We start from the raw sequence: 25,497 nt of genomic DNA, 5'->3' as shown, positions 1-25,497 counted from the left end.
CCTCGTGAAATCTGCTCGGATCACTCCGCAGCGGCAGGAGCCTTCTTCGCAGCAGGCTTCTTGGCCGGAGCCTTCTTCGCGGGGGCCTTCTCGGCCTTCTCCGCGGTGTCGGCTGCAGCGTTGTCGGCCACGACCTTCTTCGCCGGAGCCTTCTTCGCAGCAGGCTTCTTCGCAGGAGCCTTCTTCTCGACCGGCTTCTTCTCGACCGGCTTCTTCTCGACGGGCTTCTCTTCGGCCGGCTTCGCCGGTGCGGGAGCAGCATCAGCCGCCGGACGCGGACGCGAGGCGAACTCCTCGAAGAACGCACGAGGCTGCTGCAACTTCTCGAGGCTCACGATGTCACGATCGAGCCAGAGGTTGTTCCACCAGCCCCACAGCACGCGGAACTTGCGCTCCCACGAAGGCATGGCCAGGCCGTGGTAGCCGCGGTGCGCGACCCAGGCGAAGAAGCCCTTCATCGCGAACTTGCCCGACTGGAAAACACCGGTGCCGAGGCCGAGGCCGGCAACCGCGCCGAGGTTCTTGTGGAAGTAGTCGATCGGCTCCTCGCCGCGCAGAACGGCGACGAGGTTCTTCGCGAGGCGCTTGGCCTGACGGACGGCGTGCTGGGCGTTCGGCACGCAGAAACCGCCGACTCCGCCGCCGCTGAGGTCGGGGACAGCCGAGACGTCACCGGCGGTCCATGCGCCCTCGACGACGTTTCCGTCAGCGTCGATCACGCGCAGCGAAGCCTGGGCGCGGATACGACCGCGCTCCTCCGTGGGCAGGTCTCCTGCACGGGTGACCTGCGGGTTGGCCATGACGCCCGCGGTCCAGACGATGATGTCCGAGGGGATGACCTCGCCCGTGGACAGCTCGACGTTGCCGTCGACGGCACCGGTGACCTGCGTGTCGAGGTGCACGTTGGCGCCGCGCTTGGCGAGGTCCTGGAGCACCCATTCGCTGGTGGGCTGCGAGACCTCGGGCATGATGCGGCCCATCGCCTCGATCAGGTGGAAGTGCGTCTCCTCGAAGGAGAGCTGGGGGTAGCGCTTGAGCAGCGCCGAGGCGAACGAGCGCAGCTCGGCGAAGGTCTCGATGCCCGCGAAGCCACCACCGACGACGACGACCGTCAGAAGACGCTCGCGCTCGGGGCCGGCGGGGAGGGCTGCGGCCTTGTCGAAGTTCGCCAGAAGCTTGTCGCGGACCCAGACGGCCTCTTCGATCGACTTCATGCCGATCGCGTTGTCGGCGATGCCGGGGATCGGGAAGGTGCGCGAGACGGAGCCCGCCGTGACGACGATCTGGTCGTAGGCGAACTCGTACGCCTCACCCTCGGAGGGGGTGATGGTCGCGACCTTGTTCGCGTGATCGATCTTCGTGACCTTCGCCGAAACGACGTTCGTGCGCTTGAGGTGACGACGCGTCGCGACGACCGCGTGGCGCGGCTCGATCGATCCGGCTGCGACCTCGGGCAGGAACGGCAGGTAGGTCATGTAGGGAAGCGGATCGACCATGGTCACTTCGGCTTCGCCCTTGCGGAGGTGCTTCTCGAGCTTCCACGCCGTGTAGAAACCCGCGTAGCCACCACCGACGATCAAAATCTTGGGCACAGTGCTGTTCTCAGGCACGTAGGGACAACTCCTCGTCAGGGTGCTGGCGTGCTTTTCGCGCGCGCCGTTCGGATGCGCCGGGCAGCTGCGGTGACGCCTAGCCCGACAAGAATACCAGTCATGGTGAGTGCGATGAGCGGGAGGGTACCGTATCGCAAAGATTCAGCGCTGGGGAGCAACGGCGATCCCGCCTCCGACGGCGGATCGGCAGCCGGAAGAGGAGGGATCTGCACCGGCGTCACCTCCGGGTCCGGCAGCGGTTCCGCATCGGCACGCCGATACAGACGCACCCACTCCGCAAGATCTCCCATCGGGTTCTCCGAGACGAGCGGAACATCCGCGCTGAGGGCCGCCGCAGCATCCAGCAGCCCATAGCCGTACAGCGGATCCGGCACCGCCGTCACCCCTTCGACGGGGATCGCCGTCGAGATGATCCGGTTGATGACGTTCGCGGCATCCAGATCGGGATGAGCCGCACGGATCAGCGCTGCGACGCCGGCGACGATCGGCGCCGCCCCGCTCGTGCCGTCCCAGGAGACGAGATCGCCGTTGGCAGAGACGCCCAGCAGACCTTCACTCGGGGCCGAAATGCCGATCGTGATCCCCTGCGTGGATGCTTCGACGCTCGCCGTGCCCGTCTGATCGACGCCGCCCACCGTGAGAACACCGGGGATCGTCGCCGGGGCGCCCACCATCGTCGTCCCGCTCCCCCGGTTGCCGGCGGCCACCACGACGACCACGTCGTGCTCGTAGGCGTAGAGGAACGCATCGTCCCAGCTGGGATCCCAATCGAGGGTGTTGGTCGTCAGGGACATGTTGATGACGTCGGCGCCGTTGTCGACGGCCCAGCGGATGCCATCGGCGATCTGATCCACGAACGGCACGACGGCCGCGGCGCCGAACCCGACCGACACCGACAGCAGATCCGCCTCCGGTGCGACGCCGATCATTCCGGTGCCGTCGGCATCGCCACGACCGGCGGCGAGCGAGGCCACCCAGGATCCGTGGTCCGGGTCGACGGCGCCGACGGGCGATCGCCCATCGGGCGTTCCGCTTCCCGAGACGTCCGTTCCGCCGACCACGGCCTCGCCGAAGACGGAGGGGACCTTCCCGACACCGGTATCGATGACGGCGATCGTCACGCCCTTGCCGCGGGTCGTCGCCCAGGCCTCGCGGATCCCCGCGCCGTCGAGCCAGTACTCCAGCGCGCGCACCGGATCAGTCGGGTCATCCGCGACCAGTCCGGGAGTCGGAGCGGGGGGAGGCGTCGCCGCCCCCGCGAGCAGGGCGGATGCCGCCACCATCGCAACAGCGACGGCGTTACGCAGCATCCGCTTCACACTCATCCCTTCGCGGCTCCGGGGTCCTCGCACTGGCAGCGCTCAGGCGACCAGCTCGAGCGCTCCAGCGCCAGGTCTCCGATGGGGTTCACGCCCGGGCCCGCAGCCAGAGCGTGGCCGGCCAGAGCATGCAGGCACTTGATGCGGGTGGGCATGCCGCCCGAGGAGATTCCGTCGATCTCCGGGACATCGCCGAACTGGGCACGATCGGCGAGGAACGCCTCGTGCGCGGAGCGGTACGCGGTGGCCACCGACTCGTCGTCGTTCAGCAGCTCGGTGAGCTCGACCATCACCTGAGTGGCTTCGAGCGTCGACATCGCGGCGGTCGCAGCCGGGTGCGTCAGATAGTAGAACGTCGGGAACGGGGATCCGTCCGGCAGACGCGGCGTCGTGGCCACGACGGTGGGGTTTCCGCAGACGCAACGGGCGGCGATGCCGAGGACACCGCGTGCCGTTCGGCCGAGTTGAGCCGACACGACGTCGATCTCTGCGGGAGTGGGCGGGGCGAAAGGCGGTGTCGTCACCGTCTCAGCCTACGGGAGGAGTGCCTGAGCAATCCCTTGGGATCCGCGTTATTGCGCGCGGATCGCCGACTGGGCGAGCCCGGCCCCGGTCACGGAGCGCAGCAGCTGCGGCATCCAGTCGGAGGGAGTCTGCTCGAGCTCATCGCTGACGGGCGCTTGCTCCTGCGGGAGAGAGGCCGGATCGAGATCGTTGTCGACGAGGTAGACCACCTCGCCGGGCTTCATGTAATACAGGCGCTCCCGGGCCTGAGTCGTGATGTAGGCGGGATCTTCCCAGCGCTCGCGAGCCTGCTCGAGCCGCGTAATCTCCTCAGCCGTCACCTGCACCGACGCCTCCAGAGCGGCGATCTTCTGCCTCTGATCGATATAGGTTCCGAGCGTCGGGACGAGCACCCACGCGCCGAGGATCACCAGCGAGAGCATGATGACCATGAACCCCGACAGGCGGATTCCCGATGCCCATTCGCGGACGTCGACCTGCGCCGTGCCGCCGGCGCGCGTGCGCCGAGGAGCGGGAGCCGGGGCTCCCGTCGACGCCGTTCGGGCACGAGAAAGGGGAGCCGGACGTTTCGCCATGGCTCCCCCTCCTCTCGTGCTCAGTGCGGTGTCGTCGTTCAGCCCTGGAATCGGGGGAACGCCGAGCGGCCGGCGAAGACCGCGGCATCCGCCAGGTCTTCTTCGATGCGCAGCAGCTGGTTGTACTTCGCGACGCGCTCACTGCGCGCCGGGGCGCCCGTCTTGATCTGACCGGCGTTGGTCGCCACGGCCAGGTCGGCGATCGTGGTGTCCTCGGTCTCACCCGAACGGTGCGAAAGCATCGCCGTGTAGCCCGAACGCTGCGCGAGGCTGACCGCGTCGAACGTCTCGGTGAGCGTGCCGATCTGGTTGACCTTGACCAGCAGCGAGTTCGCGACACCGCGCTTGATGCCGTCGGCGAGACGCTCGGGGTTCGTGACGAACAGATCGTCGCCGACGAGCTGGACCTTCGAGCCGAGGGCGTCGGTCAGCGACTTCCAGGCGTCCCAGTCGTCCTCGGCCAGGGCGTCCTCGATCGTGACGATCGGGAAGTCGTTGACGAGGCCTGCGTAGTACTCGATGAGCTGGTCGGCGGACCAGTCCTTGTTCTCGAGGCGGTAGACGCCGTCGGTGAAGAACTCGGTCGCGGCGACGTCGAGACCAAGCGCGATGTCCTTGCCCGGGGTGAAGCCGGCCTTCTCGATGGCCTTGACGAGGAAGTCGAGGCCCTCGCGGTTGCTGGGCAGGTCAGGCGCGAAGCCGCCCTCGTCGCCGAGGCCGGTGGCGTAGCCGGCGGCCTTCAGCTCGCTGCGCAGCACGTGGTAGGTCTCGACGCCCCAGCGCAGCGACTCGGAGTAGGTCTCGGCGCCGATCGGCGCGAGGAAGAACTCCTGCATGTCGATGCCGTTGTCGGCGTGCTCGCCGCCGTTGATGACGTTGAACAGCGGGACGGGCAGGACGTGAGCGTTCGGGCCGCCGAGGTAGCGGTACAGCGGCAGGTCGGCGCTGTCGGCCGCGGCCTTGGCGACCGCGAGGCTGACGCCGAGGATGGCGTTGGCGCCGGTGCGCTGCTTATTGGAGGTGCCGTCGGTCTCATTGAGGACCTCGTCGACGATGCGCTGCTCGCTCGCCTCGACGCCCTCGATGGCCGGGCCGAGTTCGTCGATGATGGCCTCGACGGCCTTGAGGACGCCCTTGCCGCCGTAGCGGGCCTTGTCGCCGTCGCGCAGCTCGTACGCCTCGAAGGCACCGGTGGATGCGCCGGAGGGAACGGCGGCGCGCTGGACGATCCCGTCGTCGAGGAGCACCTCCACCTCGACGGTCGGGTTGCCGCGGGAGTCGAGAATCTCGCGTGCGCCTACAGCCTCGATGAGTGCCACGTATGTGCTCCTTGTTCAGGGGAAGGTTTGGTGTGGAGCGTCGTCGATCCACCGTCAGTCTAGTGCGCGGCATCCGCCGTTACCTATGCCGATGTCACACGATCAGGGCGATCGCTGCGCCGTCCCACCCCTTGACGCCGACAGTCTGCAGGGCCGTGGCATCGAACCGCGGGTCCTCCCCCAGCATCCGCAGGCCGTCACGTGCGCCGGTCACCCGAGGATCCCTGGCATCGGAGTTCATGATCTCGCCGTCCCGGCCGATGTTGTCGAGGATCACGACGCCCCCGGGCCGGCTCAGTCTCGCCGCCCAATCGAGGTAGACGGTGTTGGACTCCTTGTCCGCGTCGATGAAGACGAGATCGAACGGATCCGATCCCTCGAGCGTCGGCAGAACATCCGTTGCCCGTCCGATGCGGATCGCCACGCGGTCGCCCACGCCCGCGGCATCGATGCTGCGACGCGCGACCGCTGCGTTGACCGGCTCGGCCTCGATCGATATGACGGCCCCGCCCTCCCCGACGGCCCGTGCCAACCAGATCGTCGAGTACCCGCCCAGCGTCCCGATCTCGAGCACTCGGCGCGCTCCGCTCATGCGTGCGACGAGATTCAGCAGCTTGCCGCTGACCGGCGCCACCTCGATATCGGGCAGCCCGGCCTCGCGCTGCGCGCTCAGCGCCGCGTCGAGCGCCGCATCCTGCCCCACGAGCGTGTCGGCGAGGAACTCGTCCGTGCGGCGCCAGTTCTCAGCAGTCGGTTCGGCCATGACCCCACACAACCCCGGCCGGGGAGTCCCGTCAAGAGGTGTCCGTCAGCCGCCGACCGATCCTGCGGCTGCCTTCGGAGCACGGCTCAGCTCGGGCTGCCGGCGGAACTGGCCGGTGAGCGACAGCGCGATGGTGCTGATCGCGCAGACGATGACTCCGGCGATCCCCAACGGACCGGCCAGAGCCATGTCGAATGTCGTCCCTGCGGCGTGGACGAGGGCGATCATCGCCCCCGCGGCGTTCATGGCGCCGTGCGCGAAGACGGCGGGCCAGAGCGACGCTGAGCGCAGGCGCAGCCAGCCGAGGAGGATGCCCCAGGCCGTGCATCCGAGCATCATGAACAGCACACCGGTGATGTCGGTGCGCCCGAAGTTGTAACCGAGCAGGATCACGGGCGCGTGCCAGAGGCCCCAGACGGCGCCGCTGATGAGCAGGGCCGGCCAGGTGCCGAGCGGACGCAGCGCCGGCAGCAGGAATCCGCGCCAGCCGAGCTCTTCCCCGAATGCGAGCACCGCATTGATCGTCGCCGCGGCGAACGGGATCGCGATCAGCTGCGAGATGATCACGACGATCGGCGGCGCGGCGGGCGTACCGGCGGGCGTGGTGGCTGCCAACACCTGCGCGAAGCCGGAGAAGTGCACGAGGTCGAGCGTCACCCAACCGCAGAGCGCCGCGACGGCCACGGATGCTGCGATGAGAACGACCGGGGCGAACAGACCGATCACCATCATCCAGACGACGGGCTTCGCCGGGCGCAGCGGCCACATGCCGAGGAATCGCAGCCGCGCCCCCTTCCCGATGGGCCGGAAGACCAGCAGAACGATCACGACGGCGAGCGCGGGCGTGAACATCATGGCCTGGATGATGAGACCTGCGAGCGGATGCGCGAGACCGTCGCCGGTCCACAGCGGGAGCGCGACGAGCCAGGCGAGGCCGAGTGCGAGCACCACGAAGGAGATCGTGGAGAGGGGGCGGATACGGGTCATGACGGGTTCCTGTTCTCAGGCGCTCTGCGAGCGGAGGGTCTCGAGCACGGATGCCGCATCTGCAGCGCCGTCGACGGTGACGACGAAGACGCGCCCTGTGGTCTGCGTGACCTGCAGCGCCTCACCGGCTCGCAGCACGACGCCGCGACGGCCGTCCATACCGATGCGCCACCCCCAACCGCCGAACTCGCCCATCGGGTTGATCTGCACGCACTCGACCTTCTCGATGCGATCGAGCGGGATGCGGGTGCTCGGCCAGCCGATGAGCGAGCGCACGCGCAGGCCATCGGTGCTGATGCGCACGCGGAAGACGGCCATCGTGCCGGTGAGCACGGTGACGACCAGGCCGAGCGCGGCGTTGATCCACCAGGAGGCCTCGCCGGCGGCCGCGAGGAACACAGTGAGGACCACGAGCATCGCCAGGGCCGCGACGAGCACGATGATGCCGACGCGCGCCATGGTCACGGTGCCGAACCATGCCGCGCGTTCGGAAGAGGAAAGCGGGATGGTGTCGACGGGCGCCGAGACGGATGCCGCAGGCACGGGGCTCTTCGGCTGCAGGAACCAGCCGATCACCGCGAAGACGACGAGCCCGAGCATCCCGAGCGCGGCCCATCCCCCGACATCGGGGGCGTCCGCCGCATCCGCGAGTCCGCGCTGGATGGCCGTGGTGGACACGAGGAGCACCACGAAGAGCACGCCGAGTCCGAGATTCACAGCGCCGAGGAATCGGCTCGTCGGCCCCCACTGCTGCACCGGCGGCTTGGTGCTCGACTGCGGCATCCGGTGCCCGGCGAAGGCGAGCACCACGTCGAGTAGGATCACGCCGCCGCAGATCCCAAGGATCGTCGGCAGGAACGCCGTCTTCGACATGAAGCCGTCGACGCCGCCGTTCCCCCAGTGCGTCGCGATCGGGTCGGGCAGCTCCGGCATCCAGGCGAGCACGATCGCGGCGGCGATCGCGAGCAGCGCGAACGGGGCGACGACGCCGACCCAGATGAATCCGGTGCGGGCGCGCCGCACATCGGCGGCGATCGGGGGACGCGGACTGTCGGTCACGAGGGTTTTCTCCTTCATGGGGTGCTCTCTTTGACGAGCGAGGCGAGCGTGGCGGGCGAGATGCCGAGGGACGCGGCGCGGGCGACGAGGGCACGGATGTCGTGCGCGAGCTCTGCCAACGGCGCGGCGGATGCGGCGATGACCGCGCCCCTGCCCCGGCGCAGGTCGACGAGACCTTCGTCGCGCAGCTGCTGATAGGCGCGCAACACGGTGTGCACGTTGATGTCGAGGCCGTCGGCGACCTCGCGGGCCGCGGGCAGCCGGTCGCCGGGCACGAGGCGGGCGGCGAGGATGTCGGCGCGCACGGAGGCGGCGACCTGATCGAAGATCGGCGCCGTGCTGTCACCATCGATGCGGATGAGCATGTCACTCCCTCCCGACTAATAGTTATAGAAGAACTATAACAACTGTACGATGCCTGCAAATGCTTTGGAGCACACCACCGGCCCCGACAGACTGGCGGGATGAAGATCACTCCCCGCCGCCTCGCGATCGGCATGAGCCTGTGGGCTCCGAACCTCTTCAGCGGCATCCGTGTGCGCCGGTTCAGCGACGATTGGACGCGCGCCACCGTCGAGCTGCACGTGAACCTGTTCACCCGCAACTACGTGGGGACGGCGTTCGGCGGCTCGATGTCGGCGATGACCGACCCGTACTACTTCATGCTCGTCATGCACCAGCTCGGCCGCGACTACGTCGTCTGGGACACCAAGGGCGAGATCGATCTCATCAAGCCCGGCCGCGGCGTTTTGACCGCCGAGTTCTCCGTGCCGGCGGAGCGCGTCGCCGAGATCCGCGAGAAGGCCCGCGGCGGGGCGAAGGTCCTGGAGTGGTTCGAGACGGTCATCACCGATGCATCCGGCGACGTCGTCGCCCGCGTGCGTCGGGAGGTCTACATCCGCGAGAAGAGGCGGGTCACCGAGGCTCGGGACATCTGACACTTGTCAGTCGAAATGACGGTTGCCGGTCGAAACAGGCTGTTTCGACCGGCAACCGTCACGAATCACTGACGAGTGTCGGCTCAGCTCAGCGGCTTGATCTCCAGGCTGTCGGACGCGGCTCCCGCCGAGACCGTCGCGAACGCCGTGTAGCCGTCGGCGGCGGAGCGCTCCAGCAGCGCCTTGAAGTTCTTCACGCGCTGCTCGAGGCGCACGCGCGACCCCTGCGCGATGAGCGCGGCCTTGTGGGCGACGAGCTCAGCGACCGGCACATCCTTGTCGTGAACGAGCACGATCGCCTGCGCGGCATCATCCTCGGCGAGGGTGACGAGATCGACGAGGCGCTCGAAGCCGAGCGAGAAGCCGACCGCGGGGACCTGCTGGCCGAGGAAGCGCCCGATCATGCCGTCGTAGCGTCCGCCGCCGCCGATCGAGTACGGCACCGAGGGGTGCGCGAGCTCGAAGATCGTGCCGGTGTAGTAGCCCATGCCGCGAACGAGGAACGGGTCGAAGACGAGCGGGATGTCGGTGCGTCCGGAACCTGCGGCAACCGCATCTCCGATGCCGACGAGGTGGCCGAGGATCTCATCCGGTGCACCATCGGGCAGCGCACCGCGGATCTGCTTCTCGCCGAACGGGACGAGATCATCCGTCTGCGGGCGCAGGAGGAACGCCTCGAACGCGTCGACGGCGGATGCCGCGGCACCGCGCTCGCGCAGCTCTGCGGCGACGCCGGCGGGGCCGATCTTGTCGAGCTTGTCGATCGTGATGAGCACGCCGGGGCGCTCGTCGACGGGGAACCCGAAGGCATCCAGCATCCAGTCGAGGATGCGGCGGTCGTTGATGCGCACCGTCGCCCCGCCCAGACCGAGCGCGTCGAGGGCGTCGAGGGAGGCCACCATGAGCTCGGCCTCGGCGCGCGAGGACTCGTCGCCCATGATGTCGATGTCGCACTGCACGAACTGGCGGTAGCGCCCCTTCTGCGGGCGCTCGGCACGCCAGACCGGTCCGATCTGGATGGCTCGGAAGACGCCGGGCAGCTGCGCGCGGTTCGAGGCGTAGAAGCGCGACAACGGCACCGTCAGGTCGTAGCGCAGGCCCAGGTCGCTGAGGGCGGCCGGGTCATCGGCCGCAGCACGGATGCCGTCGGCGTCGAGCCCGCGGCGCAGCACGTTGTAGGAGAGCTTCTCGTTGTCGCCGCCGATGCCGGCATGAAGGCGATCGTATTCCTCGACGACGGGCGTCTCGATCTCGTCGAAGCCGTGCGCGAGGTAGCGCTGACGGATGACAGAGAGGACGCGCTCACGGCGGGCCTTGTCGGCGGGGAGGATGTCGCGCATGCCGCGCGGCGGGTTCACAGTAGCCACCCCTCCATCTTTCCAGGTTCGGGCGGATGCCTCGCATCAGCCGTCGCGCATCAGGCCGACTCGGCCTCGCGGACCTCGTCCTCGAATCCTCTGAGCCGCTCGCGCAGCGCGCGTTCGGCGTCCCAGCCCTGCTCGCGCGCCCGGGCGACGAGCGCGAGGAGCGCGTCGCCGAGCTCCGCCTCGGATGCGGGCGGCAACTGCGACACGGCAGGCGCGACGCCGACGGATGCCGCGCGCCCCGCGAGCTTCTGCGCGAGCGCGAGCGCCGGCATCCCCCGGGGCACGCCATCGAGCACGCTCAACCGCTCGCGCTTCTCGGCGGCCTTCGCCGCGTTCCAGTGCACGAGCACCTCGTCGGGCGTTCGAGCGACGGCGTCGGCGAAGACGTGCGGATGCCGTCGGGTCATCTTCTCGGTCAGCGTCTCGGCGACGTCGTCGATGCCGAAGGGGTCATCCGGATGCTGCGCGGCGATCGCCGCGTGGAACAGCACCTGCCAGAGCAGGTCGCCGAGCTCCTCGCGAAGGTCGGCGCGCGTGCCCGACTCGACCGCGTCGATCACCTCATGCGATTCCTCGATCAGGTACGGCACGAGATCCCGATGCGTGATCTGCTGGGACCAGACGCACCGCTCGCGCACAGCACGCATCGTCTCCGCGGCCTCGCGCAGGGCATCGGCGTCGGTCATGGAGTCCTCCTCCTGTCAAGAACTCGCGGCGGTGACCCGGCGATGCCAAGCCGCGCGCGAGGTGACGATCACGGCCGAGAGCAGCAGCGCGATGAGCGAGCCCACGAGCACACCGAGGATCGCCTGATCACGGGTCGCACCGTCGTCGGCGAAGGCGAGGTTCGCCAGCAGCAACGAGACCGTGAAGCCGATGCCGCCCAGTGTTCCCGCCGCGAGCAGGTCGGGCAGGCGCAGTGCGGGGGGCGCACCCTTCTTGCCGACGCGCACGGCGACCCATCCGAATGCCGTGATGCCGATGATCTTCCCGACCGGCAGCGCGAGGGCGACGCCGAAGAACGCCGGCGACAGCGCCGACAGTGCCAGCTGAGGGATCACGACGAACGCCGCGGCGAATGCGAAGATCGGCAGGATCGCACCGTTCACCCAGGGCTCGAGCACATGACGGGTCGGCATGGAGGGCGCCTGGGCGATCGCGAGCCCCAGCATGACGCCGGCGATCGTGGCATGGATGCCGCTGAGCAGGACGAGCGCCCAGACGATGACGCCGACGACGATCATGGCGACCACGATGAGGGCGGATGCCTTCGATGGGAGCAGGCGCGACAGGACCGCGAACACCGCGACGCCCACCAGCGCGAGCAGCAGGTAGAGCCAGTTCAGATCGTGCGCGAAAAGCACGGCGATGAACACGATGCCGATGATGTCGTCGAGGATGGCGAGGGCGAGCAGGAAGACCCGCACCGCCGCGGGCAGCCCCTTGCCGAACACCGCGAGCACGCCGAGGGCGAAGGCGATATCGGTTGCGGTCGGGATGGGCCAGCCGGATGCCGTCGCCCCCTCCCCCGCGATCAGCAGGTAGATGCCGATCGGTACGAGCACACCGCCCGCTGCGGCGATCGCCGGCTGGACCGCCTTGCTCAACGAGTTCAGCTCGCCGCGGGTCAGCTCGTACTGCAGCTCCATCGCGACGACGAAGAAGAAGAGCGCGAGGATGCCGTCGGAGATCCAGTGCGCGATCGAGAGGTCGATGCCCGTTCCCGGGATCGCGATGTGGAAGCCCAGAACCGCATCGATCGGGCCGAAGGTCGGCAGATTCGCCAACAGCAGGCCGAGGGCCGCCGCCAGGAGCAGAAGAACCGCGGGGAATTGCTGTGTGCGCAGGAGATTTCGGTTATCAGACATCGTGACCATCGTATGCCGCGGCCGCGCGTCACGCAGTGTCACGTGGTCATGGGCATCCCCTCCGCGGGGTTAGCCTCGTGGTGTGACCCCCGAGCCCACCAACACAGAGGCCATCCGCGTCATCGGCCGTTTCGAAGCCGGACGCGGGATTCCCGACGAGATGCGCGCGGATGTGCGCATGCTCGGCGCGATCCTCGGACAGGTGCTGCGCGAATGCGGCAGCGACGGCCTGTTCGACGACGTCGAGCGGCTGCGCCTGGCGAGCATTCAGGCGTACGAGGAAGAGAGCACCGACGCGTTCGAACGCGCGATCGAGATCGCCGAGTCGTTCTCGATCGAGCGCGCCGACGAGGTCGCCCGCGCCTTCACCTGCTACTTCCACCTCGTGAACCTCGCCGAGGAGCACCAGCGCGTGCGCATCCTGCGCGAACGCGCCGGGCAGCCCGGCCGCGAGGACGCCACCGACACGGTCGCCACGGCCTACGCCCAGCTGCGCCGCGAGGTCGGCGACGACGAGGCGCGACGCCGCCTCGCCGAGCTGCGCTTCCACCCGGTGTTCACGGCGCACCCCACCGAGGCCCGCCGACGCGCGGTCTCCACCAGCATCCGGCGCCTGTCCGACCTGCTCACCCAGCACGACCAGGCCAGCTCCGGCGGCGCCGAACAGCGCCGTGCACGTCGACGCATGCTCGAAGAGGTCGACACGCTCTGGCGCACGGCGCCCCTGCGCGCGCAGAAGCCCTCTCCCACCGACGAGGTCCGCACCGTCATGTCGGTGTTCGACGAGACGCTGTTCACCACCGTCCCGCACGTGTACCGCCGCATCGACGACGCGCTCCGCGGCGACGAGTCCGGCGCCAGCTCCCCGATCGTCCCCGCCTTCGTGCGCGTGGGCAGCTGGGTCGGCGGCGACCGCGACGGAAACCCCTTCGTCACGGCATCCGTCACCCGTGAAGCCGCGCAGATCGCCTCCGAGCACGTGCTGCGAGGCCTCGAACGCGCCCTCGAGCGCATCGGCCGCAGCCTGACTCTCGACGCCGAAGGAACCCCGCCCAGCGATGCCGTCGTGGCGATCTGGGACTCGTTCCAGGCCACCGACGAGACCACGGCCGAGGAGATCGCCGCACGCTCCCCCGAGGAGCCGCACCGCCGCGTGCTGCTGGCCCTCGCCCGCAAGGTCGCCGAGACGCGTCTCGGACTCGAGGGCGGGTACGACGCCCCGGAGGAGCTGCTCGCAGACCTCCGCTCGGTGCAGGGATCCCTGATCGCCGCGGGCGCGAAGCGGCACGCCTTCGGCGGCGTGCAGCACCTCATCTGGCAGGTCGAGACCTACGGCTTCCACCTGACCGAGCTCGAGGTCCGCCAGCACTCGCAGGTGCACCGCGAGACGCTCGCCGAGATCGAGGCGGGCGGTGAGCTCAGCGAGCGCGCCGAAGAGGTTCTCGACGTGTTCCGCGCGGTCGCCGAGATCCAGCGCACCTACGGTCTGCGCGCCGCCGGACGCTACGTTGTGTCGTTCACGACATCGGCCGAGGACCTCCTCAACGTGCACCGCCTCGCCCGCCATGCGATGGGCGATGACGCGCCCGTCCTCGACGTGGTCCCCCTGTTCGAGACCTTCGCCGATCTGCAGGCCGCGCCCGGCATCCTCGCCGAGGTCGTCGCCTTCCCCGAGTTCCGTCATCGCCTCGACGAGACCGAGAACCGCATGGAGGTCATGCTCGGCTACTCCGACTCCTCCAAGGATGTCGGCCCCGTCGCCGCGACCCTCGCGCTCTACGAGGCGCAGGAGAAGATCGCCTCGTGGGCGAAGGACTCCGGCATCTCACTGACCCAGTTCCACGGCCGCGGCGGCGCCCTCGGGCGCGGCGGCGGACCGGCGAACTCCGCGATCCTCGCGCAGCCCCCGCACTCCGTCGACGGCCGGTTCAAGCTCACCGAGCAGGGCGAGACGATCTTCGCCCGCTACGGCGAGCCCGCCATCGCCATGCGTCACATCGACCAGGTCGCCGCCGCGACCCTGCTGGCCTCCTCGCCGGGCGTCGAGCAGCGCACGAGCGGTGCGGCGGCGCGCTTCGCCGACGTCGCAGCGACCATGGATGCCGCATCCCGCGACCGCTTCTTCGAACTCGTCAAGGCCCCCGGATTCGCCCCCTGGTTCGCCACCGTCACCCCGATGGAGGAGATCGGTCTGCTCGCGCTGGGCTCGCGTCCCGCGCGCCGCGGCCTCTCCGTCGAGTCCCTCGAAGACCTCCGTGCCATCCCGTGGGTCTTCGCCTGGACGCAGGCGCGCATCAACCTCGCCGGCTGGTACGGCCTCGGAACCGCACTCGAAGCCGTCGGCGATGAGGCCCTGCTGCAGGAGGCCTACCGCGAGTGGCCGCTGCTGCGCACCATGATCGACAACGTCGCCATGAGTCTGGCGAAGACCGATGAGCGCATCGCCCGACGCTACCTCGCCCTCGGCGACCGCGACGATCTCGCCCGGCTCGTCCTCGACGAGCTCAGCCTCACCAAGGAGTGGGTCATCCGCCTGACCGGCGGAACCGACCTGCTCGAGAACAAGCCGATCCTGCAGCGTGCCGTCGCCCTGCGCAGCCCCTACGTCGACGCCCTCTCGCTGCTGCAGCTGCGGGCGTTGCGAGAGCTGCGCACCACGACCGCGGCCACCGGATCCGGTGCGGAAGACGAACAACGTCGACTGCTCCTGCTGTCGGTCAGCGGCGTCGCCGCGGGCCTCCAGAACACCGGGTGACCCCACCCGCACTGATCCGTGCGGACCCCGGAGGTGAAGAGCATCCGAACCCCGGGGTAAGGTGAGATCTCGTGCCTGATCGGCACGCCCTCTCGCGCGACACGATCGCCCTCTTACCATTTGATTCAGAAAGCCGTCCCGCGTGACCGCAACCAGCACAGAATTCCACCCGCTCACCGAGTCCGTCCAGCCCGTGTTCGACACGGTTCTGGCGCGCAGCCCGCACGAACCCGAGTTCCAGCAGGCTGTGCACGAGGTGCTCGGCACGATCGCGCCGGTCCTGGAGCAGCACCCCGAGTACGTCGACGCCGGAATTCTGGAGCGCATCGTCGAGCCCGAGCGCCAGATCATGTTCCGCGTGCCGTGGATCGACGATTCCGGCAAGCTGCACGTGAACCGCGGATACCGCATCCAGTTCTCGTCGGTCCTCGGACCGTACAAGGGCGGACTGCGATTCCACCCCTCCGTGAACCTGTCGATCATCAAGTTCCTCGGCTTCGAGCAGATCTTCAAGAACGCTCTGACCGGCCAGGGCATCGGCGGCGCCAAGGGCGGTTCCGACTTCGACCCGCACGGCAAGAGCGAGGCCGAGGTCATGCGCTTCTGCCAGTCGTTCATGAGCGAGCTGTACCGTCACCTCGGCGAGCACACCGATGTCCCCGCGGGCGACATCGGCGTCGGCGGCCGTGAGATCGGCTACCTCTTCGGCACCTACCGCAAGATCACCAACCGCCACGAGTCCGGCATGTTCACCGGTAAAGGCACCGGCTGGGGCGGCGCGCAGGTGCGCACCGAGGCCACCGGTTACGGCGCCGTGTTCTTCGCCCAGGAGATGCTGGCGGTTCACAACGAGTCGCTCGACGGCAAGCGCGTCGGCATCTCCGGCTCGGGCAACGTCGCGATCTACGCGATTCAGAAGGCCACCCAGCTCGGTGCGACCGCCGTCACGGCATCCGACTCCTCGGGCTACGTCGTCGACGACGCCGGCATCGACCTCGATCTGCTCCGCCAGATCAAGGAGGCCGAGCGCGGCCGCATCGTCGAGTACGCGAAGCGTCGTCCGAGCGCCCGCTTCGTCGAGAACGGCAGCGTCTGGGAGGTTCCCGTCGACATCGCCGTGCCCTCGGCCACCCAGAACGAGCTGAGCCTCGCCGATGCCGAGGCACTCATCGCGAACGGCGTGCGCGCCGTCTCCGAGGGCGCCAACATGCCGTGCCTGCCGGATGCCGTCGAAGCCTTCCAGCGCTCAGGGGTCCTCTTCGCCCCGGGCAAGGCTGCCAACGCCGGTGGTGTCGCGACCTCTGCGCTCGAGATGAGCCAGAACGCCTCGCGTCAGCGCTGGTCGTTCGAGAACAGCGAGAACAAGCTGCGCGCCATCATGGGCGACATCCACCGCGCCACGTTCGACGCCGCGGAGAAGTACGGTGTGGCGGGCGACTACGTCGCCGGCGCAAACATCGCCGGCTTCCAGCGCGTCGCCTCGGCGATGCTCGCGCAGGGCGTCATCTGATCGACTGATCTCTGACGGTGCCGGGCTTCTCCCGACACCTGTCGGTCGTTTTCACGAATGTCGGTCGAAACCTTCGGGTTTCGATCGACATTCGTGTTTTCCGCCGGCATGTGTCAGCGGGCTCGGGCGGATGCCATGCGGAATGACGCCGCTCACACGGGCTGGTCGTCGGCGTGCCGCGCGAGCGATGTTCCGTACCGCTCGGTGAGCTGCACCATGCGGTCCGGGGTGTTCCGGTCGACGCCGAACACGTGACCGGGGAAGTCGAGCTCCGGCTGCGCTGCGGCGATCTCGTCGGCGCGGTCCGGAGAGTAGAGCTGCACGGGATCGCCCGTCGCCACCCATCCGATCGGCACGACTGTCCCCTCCGGCAGAGCTGCGCGACGCTGCACGATCGCGTTCACGCGAATCTCGCTGCGCGCGCCGATGTGCGCACCGTTGAACACGCGCGCGCCCGAGGCGAGGAATACCTCCTCGCCGATCGTCGCACCGGCAATGCTCGCCAGGGTGCCGAGGAGTGTGTGCGATCCGATGTGCACCGAGTCGGCCGCGGTCGCCCGGATGAGCGCGTTCTCCATGACGATCACGTGCTCCCCCAGTGTGATCGGCCCGCCCTCGGCGGTGATCACCGCCCCGTGCAGCACCTGGCAGTGCGGCCCGATCTCGACGTCGCCGGAGAGGACGGCGGTCGGCGCGATGACGGCGGTGTCATGGATGCGGGGCCGAGCCCCGAGGTGCTCGTACAACATGCCGACAGACTAGCCGGGCGGATGCTCCGGCGACAGCATCCACGCTTCTGACGCCCCGCGGACATCCGCCGACATCAGGATGCCGGGGCGCTTGCCACCGGCTCCGGGAACAGCGCCGTGAGCAGCTGACCGACCCAGGCGAGCATCTTGTCCTCGGGGAGCGGTTCGAGGCCGACCCCGATCTCGGCGGGCGTCATCGGCATCGGCACGACGAGCGCCTCCCCGCTGGAGACGAGCTTCGCCTTCGGGTAGAGCCGCTGCAGGCGCACCTTCATCGAGTCGGCCAGATGCGCGGGGGCGACGCGCAGGTTGGAACCCATCACGACGACGTCGCTGAGCCCGGCGCGCGCGGCACGACGGCGCAGACGGGCGACGTCCACCAGCACCCCCACCTCGTCGGGCGGCGTGCCGTAACGGTCGGCGAGCTCCTCGACGACGAGGTCGATCGCGTCGTCGGCGGCGGTCGCCGCCGCCGCGGCGGACAGCTTCTGATAGGCCTCCAGGCGCAGTCGCTCGCTGTCGATGTAGGTCTCGGGGATCCGCGCCTCCACGGGCAGCTCCATGCGCAGCTCGGTCCCCGCCTCGGTGTCCTCCCCGCGGAACGTCGCGACGGCCTCGCCGACCATGCGCAGGTACAGGTCGAAGCCGACGCCCGCGATGTGCCCGGCCTGCTCGGCACCGAGCATGCTGCCCGCGCCTCGCAGCTCGAGGTCCTTCATGGCCACCTGCATGCCCGAGCCGAGATCATTGTTGACGGCGATCGTCTGGAGGCGATCCGCCGCGGTCTCGGTCAACGGCTTGGCGTCGTCGTAGAGGAAGTAGGCGTAGGCCCGCTCGCGCCCGCGGCCGACGCGTCCGCGCAGCTGGTGCAGCTGCGAGAGGCCGTACTTGTCGGCCTTGTCGATGATGATCGTGTTGGCGTTCGAGATGTCGAGGCCGGTCTCGATGATCGTGGTCGAGACGAGAACGTCGTATTTGCGCTCCCAGAAGTCGTCGACGACCTGCTCGAGCTGGTGCTCGCCCATCTTTCCGTGCGCGACGGCGATGCGCGCCTCCGGCACGAGCTCGGCGATCTCGGAGGCCACGCGCTGGATCGACTGCACCCGGTTGTGCACGAAGAACACCTGACCCTCACGGAGGATCTCACGGCGGATGGCCGCGGCGATCTGCTTGTCGCTGCGCGGGCCGACGAAGGAGAGGATCGGATGCCGGTCCTCGGGCGGTGTCGCAAGGGTCGACATCTCGCGAATGCCGGTGACGGCCATCTCGAGCGTGCGCGGGATCGGCGTCGCGCTCATCGCGAGGATGTCGACGTTCGTCTTCAGCTTCTTCAGCGCATCCTTGTGCTCGACGCCGAAGCGCTGCTCCTCGTCGATGATCATCAGGCCGAGGTCCTTGAAGATGACCTGGTCGGTGAGGATGCGGTGCGTGCCGATGACCATGTCGACCGAACCGTCGACGAGGCCCTCGAGCACAAGGCGGGCCTCCTTGTCGGTCTGGAAGCGCGACAGCGGCCTGACCTTCACCGGGAATCCGGCGAAACGCTCGGTGAACGTCTCGAGGTGCTGCTTGACGAGCAGGGTCGTCGGCACGAGCATCGCGACCTGCTTGCCGTCCTGGATCGCCTTGAACGCGGCGCGGACCGCGACCTCGGTCTTGCCGAAGCCGACGTCTCCGGAGAGCAGGCGGTCCATGGGAATCGGCCGCTCCATGTCGGCCTTGATCTCGTCGATCGTCTGCAGCTGGTCCTGCGTCTCCGCGAACGGGAACGCCTCCTCGAGCTCACGCTGCCAAGGGGTGTCGGGGCTGAACGCGAAGCCCTTGGCCGACATGCGCGCCGAATACAGCTTCACGAGCTCGACGGCGATGTCGCGCACCGCCTTGCGCGCCTTGTTCTTGGCCGCCGACCAGTCGCTGCCGCCCATCTTCGACAGCACGGGGGCCTCGCCGCCGACGTACTTCGACAGCAGGTCGAGCTGGTCGGTGGGCACGTACAGCTTGTCGCCCGGGTATCCGCGCTTGGCCGGCGCGTATTCGAGCACGAGGTAGTCGCGCGTCGATTTCGCGGCGTTGCGCCCGCCGGTGGAGACCTCGCGCTGGGTCATCTCCACGAACTTCGCGATGCCGTGCGTGGCGTGCACGACGTAGTCGCCGTTCTTGAGCTGCAGCGGGTCGACGACGTTCTTGCGCCGCGAGGCGAGCTTCTTCACGACGCGCTGGTCGCCGCCGATCGTGCGCCCGTAGAACTCGTTGTCGGTGAGCACGGCGATCTTCGCCTCCGGCACCTGGAAGCCCGATTCGAGCGTTCCGAGCACGAGCGTCGCGACCCCGGCATCCGGAGCACCCGTCACGGAATCGACGGCGCGGGCCGCGAGCCCGCGCTCGGAGAGCACATCGCGCGCCCGGTCGACGAGACCCGAACCGGATGCCACGACGACGACCCGCCAGGCATCGGCCAAGCGCGCGCTGACGAACTCGATGGCGCCGTCGACGTTGCCGTGGAAGGAGGGGATGATCGACGCGTCGATGTTCGCGGCATCGTCGTCATCGGTGGCGAACGGGCTCACGCGCCACCACACGCCGTCGTGGCCGTGCACGATCTCGCGCAGACGCGCGATCGTCAGGAAGTCGCCGGCGCCGAGGTCGATGGGCGCGGATGCTCCGGAGGTGGCGGCGCTCCACGCGGCATCCAGGAACTCACGGTTCGTGTCGCCGAGGCTCTGCGCCCGGGCGCTGGAGCGCTCCGGATCGACGACGGCGACCGCGCTGCCGGCCGGCAGGTACTCGGCGAGCGATTTCAGCGGGCCGGCGACGGCGGGGAGTAGCGATTCCATTCCCTCGACGGGGATGCCCTCGGCCATCTTCTCGAGCATCCCGGCGATCGCCGGGAAACCGGCGACGAGGGATGCCGCCTTCGCACGCACATCGGCGGTCAGCAGCAGCTCTCGGGTGGCGGCGAGCTCGACGCGGTCGACATCGCCGGGGAGGGAGCGCTGGTCGGCGACGGAGAACGCGCGGATCTGGTCGATCTCGTCGCCGAAGAACTCCACGCGGAACGGGTGCTCGCTCGTGGGCGGGAAGACATCGAGGATGCCGCCGCGCACCGCGAACTCGCCGCGGCGCGAGACCATGTCGACGCGGGTGTAGGCGCGTTCGACGAGCTGCTCGACAGCCTCGTCGAGTTCGAGTCCGCGGCCGCCGTGCGCGAGGGCCAGCGGCGCGGCGTCACCGAGATTCGCCGCGATCGGCTGCAGTGCCGCGCGCACAGAGGCGACGACGATCAGCGGGCGTTCCCGGGTCCAGGTGGTGATGCGGCGGAGCGTGTCGAGGCGGCGCCCGACGGTGTCGGGGCTCGGGCTCAGCCGCTCGTGCGGCAGAGTCTCCCAGGCGGGGAAGTCGAGGATCTCGGCTTCGGGGGTGAGCGACCCCAGCGCCGCGGCCAACGATTCGGCCCGGCGACCGGTCGGGGCGATGACGAGGAGGGCTGCCGGATGCCCGGACGCCGCCCTCTTGGAGAGCAGCCCCGCGAGCACCGGAGCGTCGAGTCCGTCGACGAGTCCGAGATCGGCGTCGGTGTGCGCCCAGGTGAGGGCGTCGCGGTACAGGGTGGCCTCTTCCAAGGCGCGCAGAATCCCGGGAACAGTCACCCGTCGAGTCTACTGCGCACCCCCGACGTCGAACCTGGGGCTTCGCCTGCGATCTTCGCCCCGACGCCTGCACCAGAACCCCTCGAAATCCGTCGAGACCAGGAGTATGCTCGGCGGCATACCCAGGAGGACAGATGGTGGATGCCGTCGTGAACGCCCCGTCGCGCGCTGTGCGCACGGATCGGGTCGCCGCGCGCCGCCGCGAACTGGCCGCCGCCGCACTCGAGACGATCGCCGACCGCGGGTTCGCGAACACCGGTCTGCGCGACATCGCCGCGCACACGGGCCTCTCCCTCGGCATCCTGCACTACTACTTCGACGACAAGGACGACCTGATCGGCCAGGCCGTGTGGCAGTCGAAGGTCGAGTGCGCGCACCGCTACGATGCCGTCGTCGCGACCTCGCTCACGAGCGCGGAGCTCGCGGAGGGCTTCGGCGCCGAGCTCGCCGCCACGCTGGTCGCCGATTGCGCCGAGCACCGCCTCTGGTACGACCTCCGCAACCAGGCACTGTTCCAGAACGGCTTCCGCGACACGATCATCGCGATCGACGGGCTGCTCACCGACATGGTGTGGAGCGTCGTCGCCCGCTACGCCGAGCTGTCCGGCAGCACACCGCAGGTGCGGCCGGCCGAGGCCTATGCGATGTTCGACGGCTTCTTCCGCAATTCTCTGATCGCCCATCTGCGCGATGTCCCGGACGCACCCGAGAACCTGCGCATCGGAGCCGTCCGCATGCTGCACAGCACGCTCTGAGAGCGGGCGGCAGCATGGGCAGGGCCGTCGGGCATCGCTGCGCTGATCAGCGATTTTCCGGGATGCGGAGATGACGCGGAATGAAATCCGCGAAACGGCGTTGACTACACTGGGCATCAACGTGCTCCGGGGTCGGTGGGAATCCGAACCGGCGGTGACAGTCCGCGAGCGCTTCGGTATTCCGAGGCGCCGATCCGGTGGAATTCCGGGACCGACGGTGATGCGAGAGCGATCTCGCTAGTCCGGATGGGAGGCAGCACGATGCGCGTGAGCGTGCCGTCTGCGAACCCCGGATTCAGAGCGAAGGACGACGGATGGCAGTGACAGAGGCAGAAAGCAGCGCGATGACGCGCGCGCTCGAGCTCGCCCGCCGCGGTCCCCGCGGCCTCAACCCCCAGGTGGGCGCGGTCATCCTCTCCCCCGCGGGCGAGGTGATCGCCGAGGGATGGCATCAGGGGTCGGGCACCGCGCACGCCGAGGTCGATGCGCTATCGAAGCTTCCGGTGGGCGCCGCGCGCGGAGCGACGGCCGTCGTGACGCTCGAGCCGTGCAACCACACCGGCCGCACCGGCCCCTGTGCACTGGCGCTCATCGACGCCGGCGTCAGCCGCGTGGTCTTCGCCCTCGACGACCCGGGAGCCGCCTCGGGCGGCGGAGCCGAGCGCTTGCGCAGCGCCGGCATCGAGGTCGTCTCCGGCGAGCAGGCGGATGCCGCGACCGCCGTCATCGCTGATTGGCTCGCCGTCCAGCGGCTCGGCCGCCCGCACGTCACCGTGAAGTGGGCGCAGAGCCTCGACGGCCGCGCCGCTGCCGATGACGGCACGAGTCAGTGGATCACCGGGCCCGACGCCCGCGCCGATGTGCACCGCCGCCGTGCCGCGGCGGATGCGATCGTCATCGGCACCGGAACCCTTCTCGCCGATGACCCCGCGCTCACCGCGCGCGATGGCGATGCCCTCTTTCCGGATCAGCCGGTACCCGTCGTGATCGGGTCGCGCGAGACACCGCCGGATGCCGCGGTGCACCGTCATCCTCACGAGCCGCTGTTCTTCGACACCCATGATCTGCACGCCGTGATGGATGATCTGCGCGGCCGCGGCATCCAGCGAGTCTTCATCGAGGGCGGTCCGACTCTCGCGAGCGCCGTCATCGCCGCCGGCCTCGCCGACAGTGTGCTCGCCTACATCGCCCCCGTTCTTCTCGGCGGGTCGCGTCTCGCGCTCGGCGAGATCGGCGTCGCATCGATCGATGCCGCCCGTCGACTGACGATCGACGAATGGGTTCCGCTCGGCGACGATCTGCTCGCCATCGCCCACCCGGCAGAAGGAGTTCGCTGATGTTCACCGGAATCATCGAGGAGATCGGCGTGATCACCGCGATCGTTCCCTCCGGCGATGGCTGGCGCCTCACGGTGCGCGCACCGAAGGCCGTTCAGGATGCGGTGCACGGCGAATCCATCGCCGTCTCCGGCGTCTGCCTCACCGTCATCGCCTCGACCGCCGAGACGTTCGACGCGGATGTCATGCAGCAGACCCTCGATGTGTCGGCGCTCCCCGCGGCATCCGTGGGCACGGTCGTCAACATCGAGAAGGCGATGCCCGTCGGCGCCCGCCTCGGCGGGCACATCGTGCAGGGCCACGTCGACGGCATCGGCGAGGTCGCCGAGGTTCGTCCCGGCGCCGAATGGAGCGTGCTGCGCATCGCGATCCCCGCAGATCTGGCGCCCCTCGTCGTCGACAAGGGCTCCATCTCGATCGACGGCACATCGCTCACGGTCAGCGCCGTCTCCCCTGCCGATTCCGACATCCACTGGCTCGAGGTCTCGCTCATCCCGGAGACCCTGTCCGCGACCACGCTCGGCCATCGCCGAGTCGGCGACCGCGTCAACCTCGAAACCGATATTCTTGCCCGTCACGTCGAACGCCTGCTGGCGTTCCGGGCTGCACCGGAAGGAGGCTCGCGATGAGCCTTGCCACCATCGAAGAAGCCCTCGAGTCCCTGCGCGCCGGTCGCCCGGTGCTCGTGGCCGACGATGAGAACCGCGAGAACGAGGGCGATGTCATCCTCTCCGCCGAGCTCGCCACCCCGGAGTGGGTGGCCTGGACGGTCCGATGGTCCTCCGGTTTCATCTGCGCGCCGATGCCCGCCGACCTCGCCGACAGCCTGAACCTGCCGCCCATGGTCGAGGCGAACGAGGATGCCCGTTCCACGGCGTACACGATCAGCGTCGACGCCGCTGAGGGAGTCACCACCGGCATCAGCGCCGCGGATCGCGCCCGCACCCTGAACGTGCTCGCCGATCCGTCATCCACCCCCTCGAACCTGATCCGTCCCGGCCATGTCCTCCCCCTGCGCGCCGTCGACGGCGGTGTGCGGGAGCGCAGCGGACACACCGAGGCCGCAGTGGAGCTCATGAAGCTCGCCGGTCTCCGCCCGGTCGGCGCCATCGCCGAGGTCGTCGCCGAGGACGGCAGCATGATGCGCATGCCCGGCCTCCTCGAGCTCGGCGCCCGCGACGGCGTGCCCGTCATCACGATCGAGCAGCTGATCACGCACCTGAACGACGTCGATCCTGACGGAGCCGCTCCCGCGGATCGCCCGGGCCGCCGCCGCGTGAGCCTGCGCGCCGAGGCGAACGTGCCCACCGACCACGGGACGTTCCGCTTCCTGGCGTACAAGGACCGCGTGACCGGCACCGATCACATCGCGGTCGTCTCGGGCGAGATCACCGACACGGCTCTCGTGCGCGTGCACTCGGAGTGCCTGACGGGTGAGGCCTTCGGCTCGCAGAAGTGCGAGTGCGGTCCTCAGCTGGATGCGGCGCTGCAGGCCATCGACGCCGACGGCGGGATCGTCATCTACATGCGCGGCCACGAGGGCCGAGGAATCGGGCTCATCAACAAGCTCCGCGCCTATGCACTGCAGGAGGAGGGCCTCGACACCCTCGACGCGAACCTCGCCCTGGGCCTTCCCGCCGATGCGCGCGACTACGCCGCGGCGGCCGGCATCCTGGGGGACCTCGGCGTTTCGAAGGTCCGCCTGCTGACGAACAACACCGATAAGGTCAAGCAGCTGCGCGAGCTCGGCCTCGACGTCACCGAACAGGTGCCGCTGATCGTCGGCGTCGGCGCGAACAACCACCAGTACCTCGAGACCAAGCGCGACCGCATGGGCCACATCATCGGCGAAGCCGAGCTGGCCGCTGCCCTCGCCGACGGAAAGGATCACGCATGAGCGGCGCAGGAGCACCCGCCCCCGCAGGCCCCATCGACGGCGCAGGCCTGAAGGTCGTCGTCGTCGCCGGAACCTGGCACGACGTCATCACCGACGGGCTGATCGCCGGCTCCGAGCGTGTGCTCAGCGAATCCGGTGCCGAGTACGACATCGTCCGCGTGCCGGGTTCGTTCGAGCTCGCGGTAGCCGCTCAGGCGGCTTTCGCCGGCGGTGCGGATGCCGTTGTCGCCCTCGGCGTCATCATCCGCGGCGGGACCCCGCACTTCGAGTACGTGTCGGCCGCAACGACCGATGGGCTCACCCGCGTCGCCCTCGATGCCGGCAAGCCGGTCGGCTTCGGCGTGCTGACCCTCGACGACGAGCAGCAGGGCCTCGACCGTGCCGGCCTCGAGGGCTCGAAGGAGGACAAGGGTGCGGAGGCGGCGGATGCTGCGCTGCGCACGGCTCTGGTGGTCAAGGCCCTACGCGGCTGAGGGTCGCCTTCCTGGCGAAAAATGCTGGTCCTGCCTAGATT

The 25,497-nt window shown here is 69.1% G+C and carries 22 protein-coding genes and 1 riboswitch; of the genes, 8 read left to right on the top strand and 14 right to left on the bottom strand.

Annotated elements, in window-relative coordinates; all coding sequences use genetic code 11:
- Positions 1–20 precede the first annotated feature (20 nt).
- The 9 genes from Q0Z66_RS02095 to Q0Z66_RS02055 all read right to left on the bottom strand — a co-directional run bounded on the left by Q0Z66_RS02095 (position 21) and on the right by Q0Z66_RS02055 (position 8,525).
- A complete protein-coding gene (locus Q0Z66_RS02095) occupies positions 21–1,592 on the bottom strand; it encodes an FAD-dependent oxidoreductase (RefSeq protein WP_298037159.1) in 1,572 nt (523 codons plus the stop codon).
- Between the two features lie 35 nt (positions 1,593–1,627).
- Complete coding sequence (locus tag Q0Z66_RS02090; protein ID WP_298037157.1) at positions 1,628–2,923, bottom strand: S8 family serine peptidase; 1,296 nt, start codon at positions 2,921–2,923, stop codon at positions 1,628–1,630.
- An 11-nt stretch (positions 2,924–2,934) separates the two neighbouring features.
- Complete coding sequence (locus tag Q0Z66_RS02085; RefSeq protein WP_298037152.1) at positions 2,935–3,456, bottom strand: DUF501 domain-containing protein; 522 nt, start codon at positions 3,454–3,456, stop codon at positions 2,935–2,937.
- Between the two features lie 48 nt (positions 3,457–3,504).
- Positions 3,505–4,032 (bottom strand): septum formation initiator family protein, encoded by a 528-nt coding sequence (locus Q0Z66_RS02080; protein WP_298037147.1) that lies wholly within the window; start codon positions 4,030–4,032, stop codon positions 3,505–3,507.
- 38 nt (positions 4,033–4,070) lie between these two features.
- On the bottom strand, positions 4,071–5,351 hold the full coding sequence (eno, locus tag Q0Z66_RS02075) for a phosphopyruvate hydratase (RefSeq protein ID WP_298037142.1): 1,281 nt from the start codon (positions 5,349–5,351) through the stop codon (positions 4,071–4,073).
- Positions 5,352–5,445: 94 nt separating this feature from the next.
- Positions 5,446–6,114 carry an O-methyltransferase gene (locus Q0Z66_RS02070; RefSeq protein ID WP_298037138.1) on the bottom strand — a complete coding sequence of 223 codons (669 nt, stop codon included), beginning with the start codon at positions 6,112–6,114 and terminating at the stop codon, positions 5,446–5,448.
- 45 nt (positions 6,115–6,159) lie between these two features.
- On the bottom strand, positions 6,160–7,101 hold the full coding sequence (locus Q0Z66_RS02065) for a type II CAAX endopeptidase family protein (RefSeq protein ID WP_298037134.1): 942 nt from the start codon (positions 7,099–7,101) through the stop codon (positions 6,160–6,162).
- A 15-nt stretch (positions 7,102–7,116) separates the two neighbouring features.
- Entirely contained in the window at positions 7,117–8,178 is a 1,062-nt protein-coding gene (locus Q0Z66_RS02060; RefSeq protein WP_298037130.1) for a DUF1648 domain-containing protein, read from the bottom strand.
- Positions 8,175–8,525: a GntR family transcriptional regulator gene (locus Q0Z66_RS02055; RefSeq protein ID WP_298037127.1), complete on the bottom strand. Its 351-nt coding sequence runs from the start codon at positions 8,523–8,525 to the stop codon at positions 8,175–8,177. The genes Q0Z66_RS02060 and Q0Z66_RS02055 overlap by 4 nt, the downstream gene beginning before the upstream one ends.
- 99 nt (positions 8,526–8,624) lie before the next feature.
- Between Q0Z66_RS02055 and Q0Z66_RS02050 the strand changes: the two genes are divergently transcribed.
- Complete coding sequence (locus Q0Z66_RS02050; protein ID WP_298037123.1) at positions 8,625–9,098, top strand: DUF4442 domain-containing protein; 474 nt, start codon at positions 8,625–8,627, stop codon at positions 9,096–9,098.
- Positions 9,099–9,181: 83 nt separating this feature from the next.
- Here Q0Z66_RS02050 and Q0Z66_RS02045 read toward each other — a convergent pair whose 3' ends face one another.
- The 3 genes from Q0Z66_RS02045 to nhaA form a co-directional block, all read right to left on the bottom strand.
- Positions 9,182–10,438, bottom strand: a complete 1,257-nt coding sequence (locus Q0Z66_RS02045; protein WP_298037260.1) for an ATP phosphoribosyltransferase regulatory subunit — start codon at positions 10,436–10,438, stop codon at positions 9,182–9,184.
- A 77-nt stretch (positions 10,439–10,515) separates the two neighbouring features.
- On the bottom strand, positions 10,516–11,151 hold the full coding sequence (locus Q0Z66_RS02040; protein ID WP_298037122.1) for a MazG family protein: 636 nt from the start codon (positions 11,149–11,151) through the stop codon (positions 10,516–10,518).
- 15 nt (positions 11,152–11,166) lie between these two features.
- On the bottom strand, positions 11,167–12,333 hold the full coding sequence (nhaA, locus tag Q0Z66_RS02035) for a Na+/H+ antiporter NhaA (protein WP_298037121.1): 1,167 nt from the start codon (positions 12,331–12,333) through the stop codon (positions 11,167–11,169).
- Positions 12,334–12,493: 160 nt separating this feature from the next.
- Here nhaA and Q0Z66_RS02030 point away from each other — a divergent pair, with 160 nt between their 5' ends.
- Both Q0Z66_RS02030 and gdhA read left to right on the top strand, forming a co-directional pair.
- Positions 12,494–15,088, top strand: a complete 2,595-nt coding sequence (locus Q0Z66_RS02030; protein ID WP_298037258.1) for a phosphoenolpyruvate carboxylase — start codon at positions 12,494–12,496, stop codon at positions 15,086–15,088.
- A 142-nt stretch (positions 15,089–15,230) separates the two neighbouring features.
- Positions 15,231–16,598 (top strand): NADP-specific glutamate dehydrogenase, encoded by a 1,368-nt coding sequence (gene gdhA, locus Q0Z66_RS02025; protein ID WP_298037118.1) that lies wholly within the window; start codon positions 15,231–15,233, stop codon positions 16,596–16,598.
- A 152-nt stretch (positions 16,599–16,750) separates the two neighbouring features.
- Here gdhA and Q0Z66_RS02020 read toward each other — a convergent pair whose 3' ends face one another.
- Positions 16,751–17,347: a gamma carbonic anhydrase family protein gene (locus Q0Z66_RS02020; protein WP_298037116.1), complete on the bottom strand. Its 597-nt coding sequence runs from the start codon at positions 17,345–17,347 to the stop codon at positions 16,751–16,753.
- Positions 17,348–17,421: 74 nt separating this feature from the next.
- Positions 17,422–20,994 (bottom strand): transcription-repair coupling factor, encoded by a 3,573-nt coding sequence (gene mfd, locus Q0Z66_RS02015; RefSeq protein WP_298037113.1) that lies wholly within the window; start codon positions 20,992–20,994, stop codon positions 17,422–17,424.
- Positions 20,995–21,128: 134 nt separating this feature from the next.
- Between mfd and Q0Z66_RS02010 the strand changes: the two genes are divergently transcribed.
- The 5 genes from Q0Z66_RS02010 to ribH all read left to right on the top strand — a co-directional run bounded on the left by Q0Z66_RS02010 (position 21,129) and on the right by ribH (position 25,456).
- Positions 21,129–21,749 carry a TetR/AcrR family transcriptional regulator gene (locus Q0Z66_RS02010; protein ID WP_298037111.1) on the top strand — a complete coding sequence of 207 codons (621 nt, stop codon included), beginning with the start codon at positions 21,129–21,131 and terminating at the stop codon, positions 21,747–21,749.
- A gap of 117 nt (positions 21,750–21,866) precedes the next feature.
- A riboswitch (FMN riboswitch) is annotated at positions 21,867–22,013 on the top strand.
- A gap of 50 nt (positions 22,014–22,063) precedes the next feature.
- Positions 22,064–23,086, top strand: a complete 1,023-nt coding sequence (gene ribD, locus Q0Z66_RS02005) for a bifunctional diaminohydroxyphosphoribosylaminopyrimidine deaminase/5-amino-6-(5-phosphoribosylamino)uracil reductase RibD (RefSeq protein WP_298037108.1) — start codon at positions 22,064–22,066, stop codon at positions 23,084–23,086.
- Positions 23,086–23,715 carry a riboflavin synthase gene (locus tag Q0Z66_RS02000; protein WP_298037106.1) on the top strand — a complete coding sequence of 210 codons (630 nt, stop codon included), beginning with the start codon at positions 23,086–23,088 and terminating at the stop codon, positions 23,713–23,715. The genes ribD and Q0Z66_RS02000 overlap by 1 nt, the downstream gene beginning before the upstream one ends.
- Positions 23,712–24,983, top strand: a complete 1,272-nt coding sequence (ribA, locus tag Q0Z66_RS01995; RefSeq protein ID WP_298037105.1) for a GTP cyclohydrolase II — start codon at positions 23,712–23,714, stop codon at positions 24,981–24,983. The genes Q0Z66_RS02000 and ribA overlap by 4 nt, the downstream gene beginning before the upstream one ends.
- Positions 24,980–25,456, top strand: coding sequence for a 6,7-dimethyl-8-ribityllumazine synthase (ribH, locus tag Q0Z66_RS01990; RefSeq protein WP_298037103.1), 477 nt, complete (start codon positions 24,980–24,982; stop codon positions 25,454–25,456). Before ribA ends, ribH begins: the two co-directional genes overlap by 4 nt.
- Positions 25,457–25,497: the final 41 nt, after the last annotated feature.

This window comes from uncultured Microbacterium sp., assembly GCF_947632095.1.
GTDB lineage: Bacteria > Actinomycetota > Actinomycetes > Actinomycetales > Microbacteriaceae > Microbacterium.
The sequence above is the reverse complement of the archived record's forward strand: the minus strand, read 5'-3'. Positions and strand labels throughout refer to the sequence as shown.